This window comes from Acidovorax sp. LjRoot66 (assembly GCF_964253305.1).
Lineage (GTDB): Bacteria > Pseudomonadota > Gammaproteobacteria > Burkholderiales > Burkholderiaceae_C > Acidovorax.
This window is the reverse complement of the sequence record NZ_CAXUQU020000001.1, coordinates 1,902,307-1,920,841: the sequence shown is the minus strand read 5'-3', so window position 1 is coordinate 1,920,841 and position 18,535 is coordinate 1,902,307. Positions and strand designations below refer to the sequence as shown.

The 18,535-nt window shown below is 65.9% G+C and carries 20 protein-coding genes, 1 tRNA gene and 1 riboswitch; of the genes, 11 read left to right on the top strand and 10 right to left on the bottom strand.

Features of this window, described 5'->3' with window-relative positions; translation table 11 throughout:
- Positions 1 to 31 precede the first annotated feature (31 nt).
- Positions 32 to 919, top strand: a complete 888-nt coding sequence (gene galU, locus ACSQ3Y_RS08975; RefSeq protein ID WP_057201292.1) for a UTP--glucose-1-phosphate uridylyltransferase GalU — start codon at positions 32 to 34, stop codon at positions 917 to 919.
- A 123-nt stretch (positions 920 to 1,042) separates the two neighbouring features.
- Here galU and ACSQ3Y_RS08970 read toward each other — a convergent pair whose 3' ends face one another.
- From ACSQ3Y_RS08970 to cysM, 3 genes are all read right to left on the bottom strand, one after another.
- A complete protein-coding gene (locus ACSQ3Y_RS08970) occupies positions 1,043 to 1,282 on the bottom strand; it encodes a sulfurtransferase TusA family protein (protein WP_057201293.1) in 240 nt (79 codons plus the stop codon).
- A 5-nt stretch (positions 1,283 to 1,287) separates the two neighbouring features.
- Entirely contained in the window at positions 1,288 to 1,854 is a 567-nt protein-coding gene (locus ACSQ3Y_RS08965; RefSeq protein ID WP_057201294.1) for an NUDIX hydrolase, read from the bottom strand.
- 124 nt (positions 1,855 to 1,978) lie between these two features.
- On the bottom strand, positions 1,979 to 2,881 hold the full coding sequence (gene cysM, locus ACSQ3Y_RS08960) for a cysteine synthase CysM (protein ID WP_428002177.1): 903 nt from the start codon (positions 2,879 to 2,881) through the stop codon (positions 1,979 to 1,981).
- 41 nt (positions 2,882 to 2,922) lie between these two features.
- Here cysM and ACSQ3Y_RS08955 point away from each other — a divergent pair.
- The 4 genes from ACSQ3Y_RS08955 (at position 2,923) to ACSQ3Y_RS08940 (ending at position 4,943) form a co-directional block, all read left to right on the top strand.
- Positions 2,923 to 3,007: transfer RNA gene (locus tag ACSQ3Y_RS08955), tRNA-Leu, on the top strand.
- 408 nt (positions 3,008 to 3,415) lie between these two features.
- Complete coding sequence (locus tag ACSQ3Y_RS08950; RefSeq protein ID WP_428002178.1) at positions 3,416 to 3,850, top strand: CC0125/CC1285 family lipoprotein; 435 nt, start codon at positions 3,416 to 3,418, stop codon at positions 3,848 to 3,850.
- Complete coding sequence (locus ACSQ3Y_RS08945) at positions 3,847 to 4,290, top strand: hypothetical protein (protein ID WP_428002179.1); 444 nt, start codon at positions 3,847 to 3,849, stop codon at positions 4,288 to 4,290. Before ACSQ3Y_RS08950 ends, ACSQ3Y_RS08945 begins: the two co-directional genes overlap by 4 nt.
- A gap of 428 nt (positions 4,291 to 4,718) precedes the next feature.
- Positions 4,719 to 4,943: a hypothetical protein gene (locus ACSQ3Y_RS08940; RefSeq protein ID WP_428002180.1), complete on the top strand. Its 225-nt coding sequence runs from the start codon at positions 4,719 to 4,721 to the stop codon at positions 4,941 to 4,943.
- 16 nt (positions 4,944 to 4,959) lie between these two features.
- Here ACSQ3Y_RS08940 and ACSQ3Y_RS08935 read toward each other — a convergent pair whose 3' ends face one another.
- The gene (locus tag ACSQ3Y_RS08935) at positions 4,960 to 5,631 is read right to left on the bottom strand and encodes a GntR family transcriptional regulator (RefSeq protein WP_428002181.1); all 672 of its coding nucleotides are present in this window, start codon (positions 5,629 to 5,631) and stop codon (positions 4,960 to 4,962) included.
- Positions 5,632 to 5,794: 163 nt separating this feature from the next.
- Between ACSQ3Y_RS08935 and pcaC the strand changes: the two genes are divergently transcribed.
- Positions 5,795 to 6,193 (top strand): 4-carboxymuconolactone decarboxylase, encoded by a 399-nt coding sequence (gene pcaC, locus ACSQ3Y_RS08930; RefSeq protein ID WP_436177029.1) that lies wholly within the window; start codon positions 5,795 to 5,797, stop codon positions 6,191 to 6,193.
- 349 nt (positions 6,194 to 6,542) lie between these two features.
- Here pcaC and ACSQ3Y_RS08925 read toward each other — a convergent pair whose 3' ends face one another.
- From ACSQ3Y_RS08925 to ACSQ3Y_RS08915, 3 genes are all read right to left on the bottom strand, one after another.
- The gene (locus ACSQ3Y_RS08925; protein WP_157412419.1) at positions 6,543 to 6,749 is read right to left on the bottom strand and encodes a hypothetical protein; all 207 of its coding nucleotides are present in this window, start codon (positions 6,747 to 6,749) and stop codon (positions 6,543 to 6,545) included.
- 104 nt (positions 6,750 to 6,853) lie between these two features.
- Entirely contained in the window at positions 6,854 to 7,087 is a 234-nt protein-coding gene (locus ACSQ3Y_RS08920) for a hypothetical protein (RefSeq protein ID WP_179683890.1), read from the bottom strand.
- 222 nt (positions 7,088 to 7,309) lie between these two features.
- A complete protein-coding gene (locus tag ACSQ3Y_RS08915) occupies positions 7,310 to 8,239 on the bottom strand; it encodes a LysR family transcriptional regulator (protein ID WP_428002182.1) in 930 nt (309 codons plus the stop codon).
- A 207-nt stretch (positions 8,240 to 8,446) separates the two neighbouring features.
- Here ACSQ3Y_RS08915 and ACSQ3Y_RS08910 point away from each other — a divergent pair, with 207 nt between their 5' ends.
- The 3 genes from ACSQ3Y_RS08910 (at position 8,447) to ACSQ3Y_RS08900 (ending at position 12,799) form a co-directional block, all read left to right on the top strand.
- Complete coding sequence (locus tag ACSQ3Y_RS08910; protein ID WP_436177028.1) at positions 8,447 to 9,646, top strand: acyl-CoA dehydrogenase; 1,200 nt, start codon at positions 8,447 to 8,449, stop codon at positions 9,644 to 9,646.
- Between the two features lie 103 nt (positions 9,647 to 9,749).
- The gene (locus ACSQ3Y_RS08905; protein ID WP_436177027.1) at positions 9,750 to 11,003 is read left to right on the top strand and encodes a CaiB/BaiF CoA transferase family protein; all 1,254 of its coding nucleotides are present in this window, start codon (positions 9,750 to 9,752) and stop codon (positions 11,001 to 11,003) included.
- 194 nt (positions 11,004 to 11,197) lie between these two features.
- The gene (locus tag ACSQ3Y_RS08900; RefSeq protein ID WP_436177026.1) at positions 11,198 to 12,799 is read left to right on the top strand and encodes a methyl-accepting chemotaxis protein; all 1,602 of its coding nucleotides are present in this window, start codon (positions 11,198 to 11,200) and stop codon (positions 12,797 to 12,799) included.
- Positions 12,800 to 12,842: 43 nt separating this feature from the next.
- Here ACSQ3Y_RS08900 and ACSQ3Y_RS08895 read toward each other — a convergent pair whose 3' ends face one another.
- The 3 genes from ACSQ3Y_RS08895 to ACSQ3Y_RS08885 form a co-directional block, all read right to left on the bottom strand.
- The gene (locus tag ACSQ3Y_RS08895; protein WP_436177025.1) at positions 12,843 to 13,358 is read right to left on the bottom strand and encodes a 6,7-dimethyl-8-ribityllumazine synthase; all 516 of its coding nucleotides are present in this window, start codon (positions 13,356 to 13,358) and stop codon (positions 12,843 to 12,845) included.
- A 179-nt stretch (positions 13,359 to 13,537) separates the two neighbouring features.
- Positions 13,538 to 13,735: riboswitch (FMN riboswitch) on the bottom strand.
- Positions 13,736 to 13,819: 84 nt separating this feature from the next.
- Complete coding sequence (locus ACSQ3Y_RS08890; RefSeq protein ID WP_436177024.1) at positions 13,820 to 14,305, bottom strand: hypothetical protein; 486 nt, start codon at positions 14,303 to 14,305, stop codon at positions 13,820 to 13,822.
- 153 nt (positions 14,306 to 14,458) lie between these two features.
- Positions 14,459 to 15,436, bottom strand: a complete 978-nt coding sequence (locus ACSQ3Y_RS08885) for a LysR family transcriptional regulator (protein WP_436177023.1) — start codon at positions 15,434 to 15,436, stop codon at positions 14,459 to 14,461.
- Between the two features lie 147 nt (positions 15,437 to 15,583).
- Between ACSQ3Y_RS08885 and ACSQ3Y_RS08880 the strand changes: the two genes are divergently transcribed.
- Both ACSQ3Y_RS08880 and ACSQ3Y_RS08875 read left to right on the top strand, forming a co-directional pair.
- Positions 15,584 to 16,594, top strand: coding sequence for a TRAP transporter substrate-binding protein (locus ACSQ3Y_RS08880; RefSeq protein WP_057201310.1), 1,011 nt, complete (start codon positions 15,584 to 15,586; stop codon positions 16,592 to 16,594).
- Between the two features lie 70 nt (positions 16,595 to 16,664).
- Positions 16,665 to 18,446 carry an IlvD/Edd family dehydratase gene (locus ACSQ3Y_RS08875; protein WP_436177022.1) on the top strand — a complete coding sequence of 594 codons (1,782 nt, stop codon included), beginning with the start codon at positions 16,665 to 16,667 and terminating at the stop codon, positions 18,444 to 18,446.
- Positions 18,447 to 18,535: the final 89 nt, after the last annotated feature.

Here is an 18,535-nt window from a genome sequence, read left to right as displayed (position 1 = left end):
CTTTCTATTTCCCTTTCCTGCAAGGAGCCCCATGACCGTTGCATCCGCCATCCGCAAAGCCGTTTTCCCCGTTGCCGGCCTGGGGACACGCTTTCTGCCCGCCACCAAGGCATCGCCCAAAGAGATGCTGCCCGTGGTGGACAAGCCGCTGATCCAGTACGCCGTGGAAGAGGCCTACGCCGCCGGCATCCGCCACATGATCTTCGTGACGGGCCGCAGCAAGCGCGCCATCGAGGACCATTTCGACACCGCCTACGAGCTCGAAAGCGAGCTCGAAGCCGCCGGCAAGCAGGAGCTGCTGGCCCTGGTGCGCTCGGTGCAGCCTGACGACATGGACTGCGCCTTCGTGCGCCAGCCCCGCTCGCTGGGCCTGGGCCACGCCGTGCTGTGCGCCGAGCCCCTGGTGGGCAAGGAGCCGTTCGCCGTGCTGCTGGCCGATGACCTGATGGTCGGCCCCAAGGGCGGCCAGCCGGTGCTGGCCCAGATGGCAGCGGCCTTCCGCCAGCAGGGCCGCTCGGTCATTGCCGTGCAGGAGGTGCCCGAGGACCAAGTGCACAAGTACGGCATCGTGGCCGGTGAATCCGCCGGGGGCCCGCTGATCCGCATCGACCGCATCGTCGAAAAGCCCAAGGCCGACGTGGCCCCCTCGCGCATGGGCGTGGCCGGGCGCTACATCCTCACGCCCGGCGTGTTCGACGAGATCCGCAACCAGCCGCGCGGCGTGGGCGGCGAGATCCAGCTGACCGACGGCATCGCCCGCCTGATGCAGCACGAGGCCGTCTACGCCTTCCAGTACGAAGGCAAGCGCTACGACTGCGGCAGCAAGGAGGGCTTCCTCGAAGCCACGGTGGAACTCGCCCTGGAGCACCCCCAGGTGGGCGCCCACTTCCGTGAATACCTCAAGGGGTTGAGCCTGTAAGTTACGCCTTCATGCCGCACCGGTTGCGGCACGCCCACAAAAAAGTCCTCCTGCTGCAAGCGCAGCTGGAGGACTTTGTGTTGTGGAGCGAGGACTTTGCTCGCTCCATCCAGACCATCGCCTTTACCTGCGGCGCAGGACGTGGATGAACTCTTTCGCCTCGTCCGCCCCTTCGGTCGTCTGCTCCACCAGCTCATTGCCCGTCTGCTTGGCAAACGCCTGAAAGTCGCGCACCGAGCCCACGTCGGTGGACACGACCTTGAGCAACTGGCCGCTGGCCAAGTCGGCCAGCGCCTTCTTGGCCTTGAGGATGGGCAGCGGGCAGTTCAGTCCGCGCGTGTCGATTTCTTTGTGGATGTCCATGGTCGTCAGTCCTTTGGCGGCAGGTCCAGGCCGCGGCGTCGCTCTGCATTTTCTTCGGCGGTGAAGAACACCGGCTCGTGCCCGCGCGTGCGCAGCCAGTCGGCCAGCGCATAGCCAGTGCCAGCGGGCCAGCACTTGAGGTCTGCCAGATCGTACATCCGGTAGTCCACCAGCTCGGGCGAGAGCTTCACCTCGCCATGGGCCACCACATGGTAGGCAATGATGACCTGGTTCATGCGCATGAATTCGTACGCCCCCACCAGGGTGGTGGCGGTCACGTCGAGGTTCGTCTCTTCCTTGACCTCGCGGGCGATGCCTTCCTGCGGTGATTCGCCCGCCTCCATGAAGCCGGTGATCAGCGCAAACATCTTGCCCGGCCAGGCCGCATTGCGCGCCAGCAGCACCTGGCCGTTGACCTCCACGATGGCGGCGAGCACCGGCGTGGGGTTGTTCCAGTGCGTCCAGCCGCAGGCCGGGCAGCGAAGGCGCTGCTTGTCGCCACCATCCTCTGCCACGGTGATGAGGGCCAGCGGCGTGCCGCAATGGGTGCAATGGCGGGGTTCGTACTGCATGGTGCTCTTGATTTTATAGCATCAGCCTTCCCGGATAGGGGCCGGCTGCTGCCTGGATTGGTTCATCGTGCGGAGCCAGTGGGCCAAGCCACCACAGCGTAGCAGCGGTGGCCGGCCAGCGCCGTCACGCGGGGAACACCCCGGTGGAGAGGTAGCGGTCGCCCCGGTCGCAGACCACGAAGACGATGGTCGCATTGCTCACGCGCTGCGACAACTGCAGCGCCGCCCAGCAGGCCCCTGCTGCCGAAATGCCGCCGAAGATGCCCTCCTCGCGCGCCAGGCGCCGGGCCATGTCCTCGGCATCGTCCTGGCTCACGTTCACGGTTTCGTCCACGGCGCGCGGGTCGAAGATCTTGGGCAGGTATTCCTGCGGCCACTTGCGGATACCCGGGATGCGCGAGCCCTCCTGCGGCTGCGCGCCGATGATCTGGATGCTGGCGTTCTTTTCCTTCAAGAAGCGCGACACGCCCGTGATGGTGCCCGTGGTGCCCATGGCGCTCACGAAGTGGGTGATGCGCCCATTTGTCTGCTCCCACAGCTCGGGGCCCGTGGTCTCGTAGTGGATGCGCGGGTTGTCGGCATTGGCGAACTGGTCGAGCACCTTGCCTTCGCCGCGCTTTTGCATGGCCTCGGCCAGGTCGCGCGCATGCTCCATGCCGCCGCTCTTGGGCGTGAGCACCAGGTCGGCGCCAAAGGCCTTCATGGTCTGCGCGCGCTCGACCGACAGGTCTTCGGGCATCACCAGCACCATGCGGTAGCCCTTGATCGCCGCCGCCATGGCCAGCGCAATGCCGGTGTTGCCCGAGGTCGCCTCGATGAGGGTATCGCCCGGGCGGATGTCGCCGCGCTCTTCGGCCCGGCGGATCATGGACAGCGCCGGCCGGTCCTTGACGGAGCCCGCAGGGTTGTTGCCTTCGAGCTTGCCCAGGATCACGTTGCCCCGCGCGGTGCTGTCTGCCGCCCCAATGCGCTGCAGCGCCACCAGCGGCGTCTTGCCAATCGCGTCTTCAATCGTCGGATATTTCATGCGCCCTACTGTGCCATAATTTGAGTCTTCACGAATTCCCTGCCCGGGTGGTGAAATTGGTAGACGCAGGGGACTCAAAATCCCCCGCCGCAAGGCGTGCCGGTTCGATTCCGGCCCCGGGCACCATGGCTTTCTTTGCTGTGGTTTTTGATGGAATAGGCGCGGGCTTTGGCGCATCCCGCGCTTCAAACTCCTTCCAAAGACTCCCCACTCACCCTGCCCGCACGCACTGCATTCCAGTAGCGATGCCGCGTTTTTCCACGCTTGTGGATCCTCAGGTGGTACTCGATTCGCACCACGCTGCAGCGCTGGGTGTCCACTTCCACCGTCCTGGGGTATCGGTCGTGCTAGCCGCCGTCGGCAGCGGTACACAGCCCACACACCTCTCTTTTGGAGTGGGGAAGCTTCGCTCCCGGCAGCTTCCAGAGCGCAGTGAGCCTCTGGTGTTGCCTGAATGAGTCAGGGGCGGCAGCAAGGAGTTTCTTGCAATCTGTCGTACCTATACTCGGTCCCACAAAAAGGGAGGGATTTCGTATGAACAGGATTTGCGCTGCCACGCTGGCCGCGTGTATCGGATTGGGCGGGTGCGCGACACCGTACTCAAGCTCAGGATTGACAGGCGGCTTTTCTCAGGAGCCGGTCAACGACCGATTGGTCAAAGTCAATTTTTTTGGGAACGGCTATATCACTGCGGACCGAGTTCAGACGTTCGCGCTGTACCGTTGCGCGGAGATGGCGCGCGAAGCCAGGAAACCGTACTTCACGCTTTACGATAGCCTGCAAGCCGCAGCCCGGAATCTGCCGTCCGAAAAGCCCCGGGTGGGAACCCTCGGCGGCAAACCAATTGCGTTTGCGTTTATTGCGCTGCAAGACGCGCCGAGTGCCGGCGCACGTGAAGCGAGCGCCGTCTTGGCTGAGTTGGGCCCCCTGGTTCAACCGAGCGCCTATCCGGCGGGAGGGCAGCGATGAACAGCAAGCCCTTGGGCAAGGTCGCCGTGATCGCAGCGGTTGCCGCAATTTTGCAAGGCTGTGTCACAACCTATGTTCCACAGCCTGACGAGCCAATGGTCACTGTGCGCACAGTGGGCTTCGGCCGGCCCCAACTGTGCAAGGATGGCAAGTACTATTTCGCCCCCCCGGCCAAAGGCATAGACAACGCCGTCAGCATCCCCGCTGCCAGCCGTGTCACAGTGGGCGCCCATCTGGTCTCTGACGGCTATCAGGTCGTTCACTACTGCCGGCCGTTCCTCAGCTTTGAACCCAAGCTCGGCCAAATGTACTTCATGAACAGCGCCTTGAGCGGCGATGGCCGGTGCGGCGTGGAGCTGGTGCGCGAAGATCGTGCGAGCAAGACCGGGCTGGCGGTCGAGCCTTCCGTGGCCCAACCGGTTTGTTCTGCCGCGAAATAATCCCGGCAACAAGGCAGCTGAAAGGCAGGTCCGAGGGAGTGCCGGAGACGGCCTCCTGTTTAGGCGTGCGATAGCGCCGTTCCGTGGAGAGATGGAACCAGACGCCACCACACCCGAAAGCCTGCGTGTCCAAACGCCGCCATGGAACTACCGCAGTACGTCCGCACACATCCTGGCTTGGCACCGAGGCCTGCTTCGCATTGGCCCTCTTCCATGGCGAAGGGAAACAGCCCACAATACGCAACAGATTGCCAGCGCCCCCCGCAAAGTGTGCTGGTTGGATTTGTGCACGAGTGCCATGGATTTTTTTGCTCTGGTTTTGGCGGAGGTTTTGCGCCCTTCCACGCTAGGTGGGTGCCTGAGACCTCCACCTTCTTGGCTTGACTGCTGCGGTGGGGCCGCGAGACCGACAACCGGGAGGTCCTTCAATGTTCGAAACAGGCCGATGGAATGTGACCGACGCGTCCGGGAAACACGTGGGCGTAGTCGATGGCGACGAGTTCGTGCGCGATGGCGAGCATCTGCTTTACCGCATCGATGGCAATGAGCTTTATTCCGCAGGCCCAGAGGGGCGGCTGTACGGCTTCATCGAGGGCGAGCTGGTGATCGCCCCTGCGACCAGTGCACTGCTGCTGCGGTTCATCAAGGAATAAGCCAACCCCTGCCCCGCTACGGCTTGTGCTCCATGCTGCGGAGCACGTTCTCCCCCGCCTTTTGCACGTGCGCGGCCGACAGCTTGGCCGCCGCCTCACCATCGCCGCGCTCGATGGCGGACACGATGGCGTTCAACTCCTGCAGCGTATGAGGCAATCGCTCGGGCTGGGCCATGGAGATGCGGCGCAGCACCGTCACGCGGTTGTTGAGCTGGCGCAGCATCTGGCCGGCGACGAGGTTGCCGCAGCCGTCGACGAGGATTTCGTAGAACTGGTTCTTGGCCTGGAGCAGCCGGGCCCGGTCCTGCGCCAGGGCGGGTTTGGCCAGTTCGTTGAGCTTGGCGCGCAGGGCGCGCACCTGCTCGGGCGGGGCTTTGAGCGCGAATCCCCTGGCGGCCAGGCTTTCGAGGTGGGCGCGCACTTCGTAGATGTCGCGCACCTCACTGGGTGAGATGGTGCTCACTTCGGGCCCGCGGTGCGGGACGATGGTGATCAGCCCTTCGGCCTGCAGGTGCTGCAGTGATTCGCGCACGCAGGAGCGGCTGACCTCCAGGCTTTCGCACAGTTCCCGCTCCGAGAGCTTCTGGCCGGGCGAAAAGACCCCGTCGAGGATGGCCTGGCGCAGCGCGCTGGTGGCGCGCTCGCGCAGCGAGGTTTCTTCACGGGGCACAGGGAGCATGGCGGTCATTGCGGCATCCTAGCGGATCTTCCTGCAAACAGATTGTCCGACAACATACGATTCTTGCCTTCTGGTACAGCTTTATCATAAGATTGTCAGACAATCTTATTGTCTTTAAATTGCGGCGCAGGTTTGCGCTGTTTTTTCATTCCTTTGCCCTCCAGGAGTTTTCATGACCCGAGCCCTCGCCCCCAAGAACCCCGCCCTGTTCGACCAGGGCTTGTCCACCCGCCGCGAGGTACTGGGTGCCGCCTACGTCGACGCCGCGATCCAGAATGCGACGGACTTCAACATCGACATGCAGGAGATGGTGACCCAGTACTGCTGGGGCGATGTGTGGAACCGGCCCGGGCTGGACCGCAATACGCGCTCGTTCCTGAATCTGGCCATGCTCACGGCGTTGAACCGCCCGCACGAACTCAAGCTGCATGTGCGTGGGGCGATCAACAACGGGCTGACGCGTGACGAGGTGAAGGAAGTGTTCCTGCAAACCGCGATCTACTGCGGCGTGCCCGCAGCGATCGACTCCTTCCGCGTGGCGGCGGAGGTCTTCAAAGAAATGGACAAGTAACGGAGACGAACCAAGGCACCACACCGGGGTGTGGCGCCTTGCGCCCACGGGCCCTGCAACCGACCCTGAGGGGCGGACGGGCTAGGGCCTGTTCACACTAATTTCGGGGATCGCGTTGCGCGGCCTGGGGGCTGGATGCAAAGCGCCCGCGTGCAGCAAGGTGTGCACCTTGCAAGCGCGGGCAACGCCGCAGACGGCCCCCAGGCCGGCCAACCCGAAGGGAAGGCCCTTGCCGGCGCGCCACTCGTTGTTGCGCTCCTTGCGTGTGCAAATGCACACGCTGCGTCACGCGCCTAGACTGTCAGGCCGGCAAGGGCCTTCGCGACCCCGAAATTAGTGTGAACAGGCCCTAAGGCTTGCGAGCCCCCGACGCAATCTCGTCCAGCGCCTGCATGGCCTCTTCGCGGCTGGCCCAGCCGTCGTTGGTGACCAGCGTGTTGTGGCCGTCCACCACCAGGTTGCTGCAGTAGTACCGGCCCGCCTGCTCGCGCAGCGTGGCCGAGTAGGTCGATCCGTCGTACTCACCGAAAACGTTCTCTTCCTGCGGGTCTTGCATCATGGCCTCCTTGTACCTGCCATTGTGCGATGACCTGCAGCCCCGGTGTGTAGGCGCAGCGCGCAGGGCCTGCCCAAACCGGCAGGCCGCGAGCGCCGTGTGGGTCAGTTGTTCTGCCTGCGCACCAGGTGGCGGCCGGTGTCGGTGATGGCCAGTTGGCCCGATGCGTTCTTGGTGATGAAGCCGTGCTCGTACAAACGCCCGGACATATGCTCCTTCAGCGCCGAGGTGACGCTGATGTTCTCCATCTCCAGGTGCTTGAGGGTGGCGATTTCGTCCACCGTGGGCTCGAAATGGGGGGCATGGTAGACGGGGTTGTAGTTCGCGTTCAATGTCATGACGGCTCCTTGATGAAATAGTGAAGGTATGAGGTGCCTGCATGGCCCGGGGCGTTGCCCCAAAGGCCCTACACCCGGTGTGACCCACGCGCACCGCATACGTTCCGTCCATCTTTCCACTCGGGCTGTAGGACCAGGGAGGACGCGGCCCTCACCCCACCATTGCCCGCGCCACCAGCGTAGACCTGTCCGCTACGGGGCGCAAGCGGGGGAGCCCCTTGCTCAGGCACTGCCCCGAGCGGCCTCCTGGAGCCATTGCGAAAACGCCGCCAGCACCGGCGACTGCACATGTGCGGGGCTCACCAGGTAGTAGCCGCGCTCGCCCTGCAGCGGCTGGTTGCAGGCCACCACCAGTTCGCCGCGCGCCAGCTCGGCTTCGATGAGCAGGGGCGGGATCAGCGCCACGCCCAGGCCGCAGGTGGCGGCCACGGCGAGCATGGAGAACAGCTCGTAGCGCGGGCCGTCGAGCGCATGCGGCGCATCCACGCCCATGGCCTCGAACCATTGGCGCCAGCCGTAGGGGCGCGTGCTTTGCTGCAGCAGCGGCAGCTCGGTCAGCACCGCAGGGGCCACCGGCTGGTAAGCGCGGCCCAGGCCGCGCTGGGCGGCGGCTTCGAGCAGGCGTGGGCTGCACACGGGCACCACGTCCTCGGTCATGAGCAACTGCGCGGTGATACCAGGCCAGTTGGCCACCTGCTCGGCCGTGCCGGCGTACAGGGCGGCGTCGAACGGGGCGTCGGCAAACAGAAAGGGCCGGGTCTGCGTCTCGATATGCACCACGATGTCGGGGTGCTGCTGCGCCAGCAGCGGCAGGCGCGGTATCAGCCAGCGGGTGGCAAAGGTGGGCACGGCCGCCAGCGACAAGGTGCCGCCCTGGCCCTGGTGGGCCATCACGTCGAGCGTGTCGCGCTCGAGCCCCTGCAGCCAGCGCGCGACCTGGCGGCCATAGTGCGCCCCAGCGGGCGTGAGCACCACGCCATGGCGCGTGCGCCGGAACAGCGCCACGCCCAGAAACTCTTCGAGCGCCTGGATCTGGCGCGACACGGCGCTTTGGGTGAGCGACAGCTCCTGCGCGGCGCGGGTGTAGCTCTCGTGCCGGGCGGCGACTTCGAAACAGGCCAGTGCCTGGGTAGAGGGAATATTGCGGCGCATGCTGAACAGGAACTTGGAAACACTTTGAACCCGCAAATTAGCAGCTCAAATTGAGCTACCAGTATTCCATACATTCCAAAAACGCATTTCTGGATGAAAAGAACTCGCTTGCTGGCAGGCAGCGACAGGCCTACGATGGCACCCATTCGCAGCACGGCCCCGTACCGTGCCTCCTCTTTCATCTGCATCTTCACGGAGACACGCACCATGGCCAAAAACGCCGCCTTCCATTGGGACGACCCTTTTCTTCTCGACCAGCAACTGAGCGATGACGAGCGCATGGTGCGCGACGCGGCTGCGGCCTACTGCCAGGACAAGCTGGCACCGCGCGTGCTCGACGCCTTCCGCCACGAGAAGATGGACACCACCATCTTCCGCGAGATGGGCGAAGTGGGCCTCTTGGGCCCCACCATCCCCGAGCAATACGGCGGCCCGGGCCTGAACTACGTGGCCTACGGCCTGATCGCCCGCGAGGTGGAGCGCGTGGATTCGGGCTACCGCTCGATGGCCAGCGTGCAGAGCTCGCTGGTGATGGTGCCGATCTATGAATTCGGCACCGAAGCCCAGCGCCAGAAGTATTTGCCCAAGCTGGCCAGCGGCGAGTGGATCGGCTGCTTCGGCCTGACCGAGCCCGACCACGGCTCGGACCCCGGCAGCATGGCCACGCGCGCCTACAAGGTGGAGGGCGGCTACAAGCTCAAGGGCAGCAAGATGTGGATCACCAACAGCCCCGTGGCCGACGTGTTCGTGGTCTGGGCCAAGGAAGTTTCCGAAGGCGGCGCCGTGGGCCCCATCCGCGGCTTTGTGCTGGAAAAGGGCATGAAGGGCCTGACGGCCCCGGCCATCCACGGCAAGGTGGGCCTGCGCGCCAGCGTGACGGGCGAGATCGTGATGGACGATGTGTTCGTGCCTGAAGAAAACGCCTTCCCCGAAGTGCAGGGCTTGAAGGGCCCCTTCACCTGCCTGAACAGCGCGCGCTACGGTATTGCCTGGGGCGCGCTGGGCGCGGCCGAGTTCTGCTGGCACACCTCGCGCCAGTACACGCTGGACCGCAAGCAGTTTGGCCGCCCCCTGGCCGCCAACCAGCTGATCCAGAAGAAGCTGGCCGACATGCAGACCGAGATCGCCATCGGCCTGCAGGCCTGCCTGCGCCTGGGCCGCATGAAGGACGAAGGCACCGCTGCGGTGGAAGCCACCTCCCTGATCAAGCGCAACAGCTGCGGCAAGGCGCTGGACATCGCCCGACTGGCCCGCGACATGATGGGCGGCAACGGCATCAGCGACGAGTTCGGCGTGGCCCGCCACCTGGTGAACCTGGAGGTGGTGAACACCTATGAAGGCACGCACGATGTGCACGCCTTGATCCTGGGCCGCGCGCAAACGGGTATTGCTGCCTTCAGCAACTAAGCCCAACAAGGGCGCGCCAGCGCGCCCTGCCCTTTTTGCGGCCGCTGCCCCTTGCATGGTGCGGCGGCCGTCTGTCCTTTCATGATTTGCAGTTCCTGATCCTATGACCACACCTTCTGTCGGCGCCCTCGATGGCATCAAAGTCCTGGACCTCTCGCGCGTGTTGGCGGGCCCGTGGTGCACGCAGATCCTGGCGGACCTGGGGGCCGATGTGGTGAAGGTGGAGCGCCCCGGCGCGGGCGACGACACGCGCCACTGGGGCCCTCCCTTTCTGAAAGACGCCGAGGGCAACGACACCAACCAGGCCAGCTACTTCACGGCCTGCAACCGCAACAAGCGCTCGGTCACCATCGACATGGCCACGCCCGAGGGGCAGCAACTGATCCGCGACATGGCGCTGCAAAGCGACATCGTGGTGGAGAACTTCAAGGTCGGGGGCCTTAAACAGTACGGCCTGGACCACGCTAGCCTGCGCGCGCTGAACCCGCGCCTCATCTACTGCTCGGTCACCGGCTTCGGGCAGGACGGGCCGTATGCCGAGCGCGCGGGCTACGACCTCATGATCCAGGCCATGACCGGCATGATGAGCATCACCGGCCGGGGCGACGCCGAGCCCGGCGGCGGCCCGCTGCGCGTGGGCGTGGCGCTGACCGACCTGTTCACCGGCGTGTACGCCAGCACAGCCATCGTCGCCGCGCTCAACGTGCGCCAGCGCACCGACGAGGGCCAGCACATCGACATGTCGCTGCTGGACGTGGGCATGGCCATTTTGGCCAACCAGGCCGCGGGCTTTCTGGCCACGGGCAATGCGCCCACACGCCAGGGCAACAGCCACCCGAGCCTGGCGCCCTACCAGGACTTCCCCACACAGGACGGCGCGATGCTGCTGGCCATCGGCAACGACGGCCAGTTTGCGCGCTTTTGCGCCGCCGCCGGCCAGCCCCAATGGGCCAGCGACGAGCGCTTTGCCACCAACACCCTGCGCGTGAAGCACCGCGCCGAGCTGATCCCGGCCATGGAGGCGCTCACACGCACGCGCACCACGGCCGACTGGATCACCCTGCTCGAAGACAAGGCCGTGCCCTGCGGCCCGATCAACACCATCGCCCAGGCCTTTGACGACGCCCAGGTGAAGGCGCGCGGCCTGGCTGTGGCCCTGCCGCGCTGGAAGGACGGCGAGGCCGGCGACGGTGTGGCCCACATCACCGGCGTGGCCAGCCCGCTGCGCCTGTCGGCCAACCCACCCACGCTGCGCAATGCGCCGCCGGCGCTGGGGCAGCACACCGACGAGGTGCTGGCCGAGCTGGGGCTGGACGCGGCGCGCATCGCGCAACTGCGGGCCGCTGGCGTTCTGTAGCACAGGGGCACGACCCTCCCCGAGGCCTGGCCGTATACGCCAGGCCTTTTTCTTTGCCTGGAGGGGTTTGCCCCTCCGACCGGGCTACAAAAAAGCCGGACACAAACATTTACAACAGCCCATAATGCAGTGGAATGCCTTGGCACGCCGACTGCCATGGCTGCAGTGATCTGTGGAATCCAAGGAGTCCCGTCATGAAGCTCAGCCTCAAGCTCCCCCTGGCCTTTACCGCGTCGCTGTTGCTGCTGTTTGCGGCAGCCCTGTTCGGCATCAGCCGACTGAATCAGGCGCTGGACACCTACCAGACCACCGTGGCGCAGAGTTTTCTGCACGAGCGCATGGCGTCGGACGTGCTCAATGGCTTCAAGGTGCAGGTGCAGGAATGGAAGAACGTGCTGATCCGCGGCAAGGACCCAGCCCAGCTCACGCGCTACTGGGCTGCGTTCGAAAAGCAGGAAAAGTCCGTCAGCGACCAGGCCCAGAAGCTGCTGGCCGCCCTGCCACCAGGCGAGGGGCGCGAGCATGTGGCGAAATTTGCGCAGGCCCACGAACGCATGGGCGCGGCCTACCGCAAGGGCTTCGAGGCCTTCAAGGCGGCCGGCCAGGATGTGGAGGCGGGCGACAAGGCCGTGCAGGGCATGGACCGTGAACCCTCCCAGTTGCTCGACCAGGCCGGCGAGCTGATCGGCAAGGCCAGCAGCGAAGTGGCCGACCGCGCCGCTGCCACGGCACAGCGCGCCACCACCATCAGCCTGGCCGTGATGCTGGTGGTGTGCGCCCTGGGCATCGGCGGCGCCGTCGCCTTCAGCCGCACGGTGACGCAGCCGCTGGGCAATGCCGTGCGGGTATCGCAGGCCGTGGCCAGTGGCGACCTGACGGTGGCCACCGAGGTGCGCGGCAAGGACGAGATTGCGCAACTGCTCAACGCCTTGCTCGCCATGCAGGACAGCCTGTCGAACGTGGTGAGCAATGTGCGCACCAATGCCGACAGCGTGGCCCTGGCCAGTGCCGAGATCGCGCAGGGCAACAACGACCTGTCGGCCCGCACGGAGCAGCAGGCCAGCGCGCTCGAAGAAACCTCGGCCTCGATGGAGGAGCTCAACTCCACCGTGCAGGCCAATGCGGACAACGCCCGCCAGGCCAACCAACTGGCGCTCAATGCATCCACCGTCGCGGTGCAAGGCGGTGATGTGGTCTCCGAAGTGGTGAAGACCATGAAGGGCATCAACGACAGCAGCAAGAAGATCGCCGACATCATCAGCGTCATCGATGGCATTGCCTTCCAGACCAACATCCTGGCGCTCAATGCAGCGGTGGAAGCCGCCCGCGCAGGCGAACAGGGCCGGGGTTTTGCCGTGGTGGCCAGCGAGGTGCGCAGCCTGGCCGGCCGCAGTGCCGAGGCGGCCAAGGAGATCAAGAGCCTGATCCACGCCAGCGTGGAGCGCGTCGAGCAGGGCACCACGCTGGTCGACAAGGCCGGGGCGACCATGACCGAGGTGGTGGCCTCGATCCGGCGCGTGACCGACATCGTCGGCGAGATCAGCGCGGCCAGCAGCGAGCAGAGCCTGGGGGTGTCCCAGGTGGGCGAGGCCATCACGCAGATGGACCAGGCCACGCAGCAGAACGCGGCGCTGGTGGAGGAAAGCGCGGCCGCGGCCGACAGCCTCAAGGTGCAGGCGCAGCAACTGGTGCAGGCCGTCGCCGTGTTCCGGCTGCGCCCGGGTGCCGGTAAAACCCAGTGCGGCAACCCACCCGGGGTGCCCCTGCACCAGGTGCCCCGGCTGGCGGCGGGCTGATTCTCTTCAGGCCGCGCCGCAAGCGGCCAGGGCCTGCGGAGCCTTAGTCCCCGTGGGCTGGCTCCAGCGCACGCAGGTGGGCCATGGTGGCCAGGCAGGCCCGGGCCACTTCCGTGCCCTTCTTCACGAAGTGTTCGCGGAAGAAGCGCAGGTGATCTTCGTGCTCATGGAAGTCGCGCGGGGTGAGCACGGCGCTCATCACGGGCACCTCGGTATCGAGCTGCACGCGCATCAGGCCGTCGATGACGGCCGTGGTCACGAACTCGTGGCGGTAGATGCCGCCGTTGACCACGAGCGCGCAGGCGACGATGGCGTCGTAGCGCCCGCTTTGCGCGAGCTTCTTGGCCAAAAGCGGGATCTCGAACGCACCCGGTACGTCGAAATGCTCGACCTGGCCAGCGGGCAGTCCGCTGCGAGTGAATTCCGCCACGGCCGCATCGCGGGCCTGGTGGACAATGTCCCGGTGCCAGCTGGCGCAGATCAGCGCCACGCGCTCGCTGCGCGCTGCGCCGTTGTCGCCCATGGCGGTGACGGCTCGGGAAGGAAAAGGCTGATTCATGGATTTTCTCGGATCGAAGAAAAGGATTACCAGAATCAGGGCGCGCGCGAACAAGGCGTCTGCACACGGCGTGGCGCACGCGCGGGCAAGCCGCACGGCGGTGCCGGTCCGAAAACCGGCCGCGCCCAGCGGCAACTGGCCAACGCGGGCGCCCACACCTGCGGCAGGGGCCCATGGCTTCGCGATCTCTTTCATCCGGACTGTGACCGTCGGCTCTGGCATCGCACCAGATCTGCTGACCCCGCTGCGCCTGGCGTGCACCCGAAGATGCACCGGCCAGTTGCAACGGGCGCTCGCGGGCTCCTGTGCGGCCCTGGATAGCCCAAGACTGCACAGATACCGCCGGTGGGGAATTGCACCCCGCCCTGAGAACGCTGCCGGACGGAAAGCTTTTCTGCCCGGCGCCGCCATTCTAGGGAAAAACCCGCACTCTTGCAGTCGCCTGCAAGACCAGCGCGCTGTCAGCGCGGCTTTTCGAACCCGCCCTCAACCCAGGCCGTGGCGCTGGCCACGGTGAGCTTGAAGCCCGGCGACACGGGCACGCGCGCAAGCTCTTCGCCCAGCTCGTCCTGCGCGCTCAGCGTGGCCGTGGCGCCCTCCTCGTCGGGCACGATGGCCAGCGCCACGCGCAGGCGCTGGCCCTGGGCGGTGGTGATGGCCAGGTTCTTGTTGAGCTGCGCGTGCAATTGCTGCTCATGCCGGCGCAGCACCTCGCTGGCGGTCTTCACCAGGGTGTTGAAGGCCGAGACGTCGAGCGGCTTGGGGTTCTTCTTGTCGCGCCCCATGGTCCAGGGGCCCACCAGCGCGGGTTCGGCCTCGCCGTGCAGGGTCATGGACACGGCCCAGCCATCGTCGTCCTCGTTCTTGATGACGCGCGCCATCCAGCGCTCGTCGCTCCACAGGCGGGGTTCGTTGATGGGTTCGGGGATGTCCTGGTGATCTGGCATGGGGGTCCCGCAGGGATTCAGAGAGAGAAGAAAGGGCGCAGAGCATAACGGCCTGCGGCCGGCACCCTCGTCATGCGGGGCTATCGGCGAAGGAATTGCCTCCATTTTCCAATAAGCGTTGTTATCGAAGAAGGAGGGGCGGCTGCAGCCGGATCACGGCGCGGCGTCGATGGACGGGGCCGCCACCGCGCGCAGGACATCGATGAACGCCTGCGCGGCCGGCGGGGGCGACTCGCCCAGCCGCGTGATGAGGCCGTAGTCCGGCATGCGGTCAGGCAGCTCCACCGGAATGCGGGCCAGCAGCCCCTTGTGGATGTAGCGCTCCACCAGCGCCGAGGGCTGCAACGAAAGCATGTCGGTCGCCTGCATCATCTCCAGCGCGAAAAGGAAGGAAGGGGTCTCGACCACGCCCGAAGCGAGTGCCAGCCCGTTGCGCCCGAAGATGTCGTCGGACACCTTGCGCAAGGCCGTCGAGGCGGGGTACAGGATCCAGGGCCAGTGGGACAGCTCCGCCATGCCCAGGTCGCGAACGCCGCGCAGCGGATGGTGCACGCCCGCCACCACCTGCAGCGGCTCGCTGGACAGGCGCTCGTACTGGAACTGTGTTCGCTGCGCGTCGTCGGTGAAGCGCCCGATCATGAGGTCGATCTTGCGCTCCGCCAGCCAGGCGACGAGCTGGTCACTGCTCTGCTCCAGCACCTTGAGCACCAGCAACGGGCGCAGGCGCTGTATCTCGGCCACCGAGGTGATCAGCACATGCGCAGCCGACCCTGTGATGGCGCCTATGGTGAGGTGGCCATGCCCGCCTTGCTTGAGCGCATTGAACTCTTCCACGAATTTGCGGTGCCCGGCCAGCGAGGAGGCGGCATAGCGCAAGGTGAACAGACCCAGTTCGTTGGGCCGCATGCCGCGCGAGAGGCGCTCGAACAGGCGCGATTCGAGGATCTCCTCGATGTCCATCAGGATCTTGGTGGCCGCCGGCTGGGTGATGTGCATCTGCTCGGCCGTCAGGCGCAGGTTGCGCGTCTGGCCCAGGATGTCCAGAAACTGCAGGTGCCGGAAACGCAGCCTCGCGCAGGCCTGGGCCATGGACAGGGGCTTGCCCGGAAACGGGCCTGAAGTCATAAGCATTTGGAATGGATGCTAGCAAAAAAGTGAGTGGACCCGGCAAGGCCCAAAACCTAATCTCTGCCTTGCGTTCAGGAGGGTCCGTCAGAGACCTGATGGCGCCGATGGGGCAGCCCACCGTGTCCAGCCATTCCATATTTGGAGACATTCATGAAGTTCAAAGCCTTGGCCCTGGCGGCCACGATCCTGGCCGCCGTGGCCGCTCCGGTTTCTGCACAGATCAAGGAACACGTGTTCAAGGTGGGCATCGGCCTCAACGATGACCATCCGCAGGCGCTGGCCGTCAAGCACTTTGCCGAGCAGCTCTCAGCCAAGAGTGGCGGCAAGCTGGTGGCCAAGCTGTATGCGAGCGGGTCGCTGGGCAACGACGTGACCATGACCTCGGCGCTGCGCGGCGGCACCCTGGAGATGACGATTCCCGACAGCTCGACCCTGATGTCGCTGATCAAGCCCTTCGGCGTGCTGAACCTGCCCCTGACCTTCAACACCGAGCAGGAAGCCGATGCTGTGCTCGATGGCCCCTTCGGCCAGAAGCTGCTGGCCAAGCTGCCTGAAAAAGGCCTGGTGGGCCTGGGCTTCTGGGAGAACGGGTTTCGCCATGTCACCAATTCGCGCCGCCCGATCACCAAGGCCGATGACCTGGCCGGCCTGAAGCTGCGCGTGATCCAGAGCCCCCTGTTCCTGGACACCTTCAACGCCCTCGGGGCCAACGCCACGCCCATGCCCTTCACCGAGCTGTATTCGGCGATGGAGCAGGCCGCCGTAGATGGTCAGGAGAACCCGCCCGCCACCATCCTGTCGAGCAAGTTCTACGAGGTGCAAAAGCACCTGGTGCTGTCGCGCCACATGTACAGCGCCTGGGTGCTGCTGATGTCCAAGAAGGCCTGGGATGGCCTCTCGGCCCAGGAGCAGAAGATCGTACAGGAGGCGGCGCGCGAGGCCACGCTGTTCGAGCGCAAGACCATCCGCGCCTTCAGCGAGACGGCCCTGGGCGAGCTCAAGAAGGCGGGCATGCAGGTGACCGAACTGTCGCCGGCCGAGCAAGCCAGGATGCGCGCCAAGCTGCAGCCGGTGCTGGCCAAGTACGGCAAGGAATTCGGGGAAGAGACGACGGGCGAGCTGAACGCCGAACTGGCCAAGGTGCGCGGCACCGCCAAGTGATCGCGGCCAGCGCGGGCACCGCCCCGCGCCAGCGCGACAGCCCTTCTCCCCCTTTTTCAGAAGCCACGCCATGGACAAGACACCCCGCCGCCCGTTTCGCTCGCGCGAGTGGTTCGCCGACCCCGAGCGCTCGGACATGACCGCGCTCTACCTCGAACGCTTCATGAACTACGGGCTCACACCCGACGAGCTGCGCTCGGGCCGGCCCATCATCGGCATTGCGCAGACGGGCAGCGATCTGTCGCCCTGCAACCGCATCCACGTCGAGCTGGCGCGGCGCGTGCGCGATGGCATCCGCGATGCCGGCGGCATTCCGATGGAGTTCCCGGTGCATCCGATCTTCGAGAACTGCCGCCGCCCCACGGCCGCACTGGACCGCAACCTGGCCTACCTGGGCCTGGTGGAGATCCTGTACGGCTACCCCATCGACGCCGTGGTGCTGACCACGGGCTGCGACAAGACCACGCCGGCCGGCATCATGGCGGCTTCCACCGTGGACATACCGGCCATCGTGCTCTCGGGTGGCCCCATGCTTGACGGCTGGCACGACGGCGAACTGGTGGGCTCGGGCACCGTGATCTGGCGCAGCCGGCGCCAGCTGGCTGCGGGCGAAATCGGCGAAGAGGAATTTCTGCAGCGCGCCTGCAGCAGCGCCCCGTCGGCCGGCCACTGCAACACCATGGGCACGGCCTCCACCATGAACGCGGTGGCCGAGGCGCTGGGCCTGTCGCTGCCGGGGTGTGCCGCCATACCGGCGCCGTACCGCGAACGCGGCCAGATGGCGTACGAGACCGGGCGGCGCATTGTCGAGATGGCCTTCGAGGACCTGCGGCCCTCGCGCATCCTGAGCCGTGAGAGCTTTCTCAACGCGCTGTCGGTGGTCAGCGTGGCAGGCGGCTCCAGCAATGCGCAGGTGCACATCATGGCCATGGCGCGGCATGCCGGCGTCAACCTGCGGCCGGAGGACTGGAACACCCACGCCTACGACCTGCCGCTGCTGCTCAACATGCAGCCGGCAGGCAAGTTTCTGGGCGAGCGTTTTTTCCGCGCCGGGGGTGTTCCAGCCCTGATGTGGGAGCTGCAGCAGGCCGGGCGGCTGCGGGGCGACTGCCTGAGCGTGACCGGCAAGCCCGTGGCCGACAACCTGCAGGGCCGCGAGACCCGCGACCGCGAAGTGATCTTCCCCTTCGCGGCGCCCTTGATGCACAAGGCCGGCTTCCTGGTGCTCCAGGGCAATCTGTTCGACTTCGGGATCATGAAGACCTCGGTGATTTCCGAAGCCTTTCGCCAGCGTTACCTGAGCCGGCCCGGCGAAGAGGGCATCTTCGAGGCCCGCGCCGTCGTGTTCGACGGGGCCGACGACTACCACGCGCGCATCAACGACCCGGCGCTGGGCATCGACGAAGGCTGCATCCTGGTCATGCGCGGTGCCGGCCCCATCGGCTGGCCGGGCTCGGCCGAGGTGGTCAACATGCAGCCGCCCGACGCCCTGATCCGGCGCGGCATCACCACCTTGCCCACCCTGGGGGACGGCCGCCAGTCCGGCACGGCCGACAGCCCCTCGATCCTCAACGCCTCGCCCGAGAGCGCGGTGGGCGGCGGCCTGTGCTGGCTGCACAGCGGCGACACCATCCGCATCGACCTCACGGCCGGCCGCTGCGATGCGCTGGTGGCGCCCGAAGAGATCGCACGCCGCCGCCGCGAACTGCCAGCGCCCCCGGTGCCCAAAAGCCAGTCGCCCTGGGAGGCGCTGTACCGCGAGAAGACCGGGCAGCTGGTCGACGGCGCCACGCTGGACTTTGCCCTCGATTACCGCCGCATCTCAGAAACGACACCGCGCCACAACCACTGACACGGATTTGCCTTCAACCGACTAACGTCGTTGGAAAGCCTTGCCGTGCCAAAGCACTGTCTGCGGCTTCCCGCCTAGTTATACGGCTG

What these genes read in the sequence shown, in the direction of transcription:
- ACSQ3Y_RS08905 (WP_436177027.1), top strand. Translation starts at nt 9,750, where the DNA reads ATGACCACACCTTCTGTCGGCGCCCTCGATGGCATCAAAGTCCTGGAC.
- ACSQ3Y_RS08915 (WP_428002182.1), bottom strand. Translation starts at nt 8,239, where the DNA reads ATGCGCCGCAATATTCCCTCTACCCAGGCACTGGCCTGTTTCGAAGTC.
- ACSQ3Y_RS08880 (WP_057201310.1), top strand. Translation starts at nt 15,584, where the DNA reads ATGAAGTTCAAAGCCTTGGCCCTGGCGGCCACGATCCTGGCCGCCGTG.
- ACSQ3Y_RS08935 (WP_428002181.1), bottom strand. Translation starts at nt 5,631, where the DNA reads ATGACCGCCATGCTCCCTGTGCCCCGTGAAGAAACCTCGCTGCGCGAG.
- ACSQ3Y_RS08940 (WP_428002180.1), top strand. Translation starts at nt 4,719, where the DNA reads ATGTTCGAAACAGGCCGATGGAATGTGACCGACGCGTCCGGGAAACAC.
- ACSQ3Y_RS08965 (WP_057201294.1), bottom strand. Translation starts at nt 1,854, where the DNA reads ATGCAGTACGAACCCCGCCATTGCACCCATTGCGGCACGCCGCTGGCC.
- ACSQ3Y_RS08895 (WP_436177025.1), bottom strand. Translation starts at nt 13,358, where the DNA reads ATGAATCAGCCTTTTCCTTCCCGAGCCGTCACCGCCATGGGCGACAAC.
- ACSQ3Y_RS08910 (WP_436177028.1), top strand. Translation starts at nt 8,447, where the DNA reads ATGGCCAAAAACGCCGCCTTCCATTGGGACGACCCTTTTCTTCTCGAC.
- ACSQ3Y_RS08925 (WP_157412419.1), bottom strand. Translation starts at nt 6,749, where the DNA reads ATGCAAGACCCGCAGGAAGAGAACGTTTTCGGTGAGTACGACGGATCG.
- ACSQ3Y_RS08875 (WP_436177022.1), top strand. Translation starts at nt 16,665, where the DNA reads ATGGACAAGACACCCCGCCGCCCGTTTCGCTCGCGCGAGTGGTTCGCC.
- ACSQ3Y_RS08950 (WP_428002178.1), top strand. Translation starts at nt 3,416, where the DNA reads ATGAACAGGATTTGCGCTGCCACGCTGGCCGCGTGTATCGGATTGGGC.
- ACSQ3Y_RS08900 (WP_436177026.1), top strand. Translation starts at nt 11,198, where the DNA reads ATGAAGCTCAGCCTCAAGCTCCCCCTGGCCTTTACCGCGTCGCTGTTG.
- ACSQ3Y_RS08890 (WP_436177024.1), bottom strand. Translation starts at nt 14,305, where the DNA reads ATGCCAGATCACCAGGACATCCCCGAACCCATCAACGAACCCCGCCTG.
- pcaC (WP_436177029.1), top strand. Translation starts at nt 5,795, where the DNA reads ATGACCCGAGCCCTCGCCCCCAAGAACCCCGCCCTGTTCGACCAGGGC.
- ACSQ3Y_RS08970 (WP_057201293.1), bottom strand. Translation starts at nt 1,282, where the DNA reads ATGGACATCCACAAAGAAATCGACACGCGCGGACTGAACTGCCCGCTG.
- galU (WP_057201292.1), top strand. Translation starts at nt 32, where the DNA reads ATGACCGTTGCATCCGCCATCCGCAAAGCCGTTTTCCCCGTTGCCGGC.
- cysM (WP_428002177.1), bottom strand. Translation starts at nt 2,881, where the DNA reads ATGAAATATCCGACGATTGAAGACGCGATTGGCAAGACGCCGCTGGTG.
- ACSQ3Y_RS08885 (WP_436177023.1), bottom strand. Translation starts at nt 15,436, where the DNA reads ATGCTTATGACTTCAGGCCCGTTTCCGGGCAAGCCCCTGTCCATGGCC.
- ACSQ3Y_RS08920 (WP_179683890.1), bottom strand. Translation starts at nt 7,087, where the DNA reads ATGACATTGAACGCGAACTACAACCCCGTCTACCATGCCCCCCATTTC.
- ACSQ3Y_RS08945 (WP_428002179.1), top strand. Translation starts at nt 3,847, where the DNA reads ATGAACAGCAAGCCCTTGGGCAAGGTCGCCGTGATCGCAGCGGTTGCC.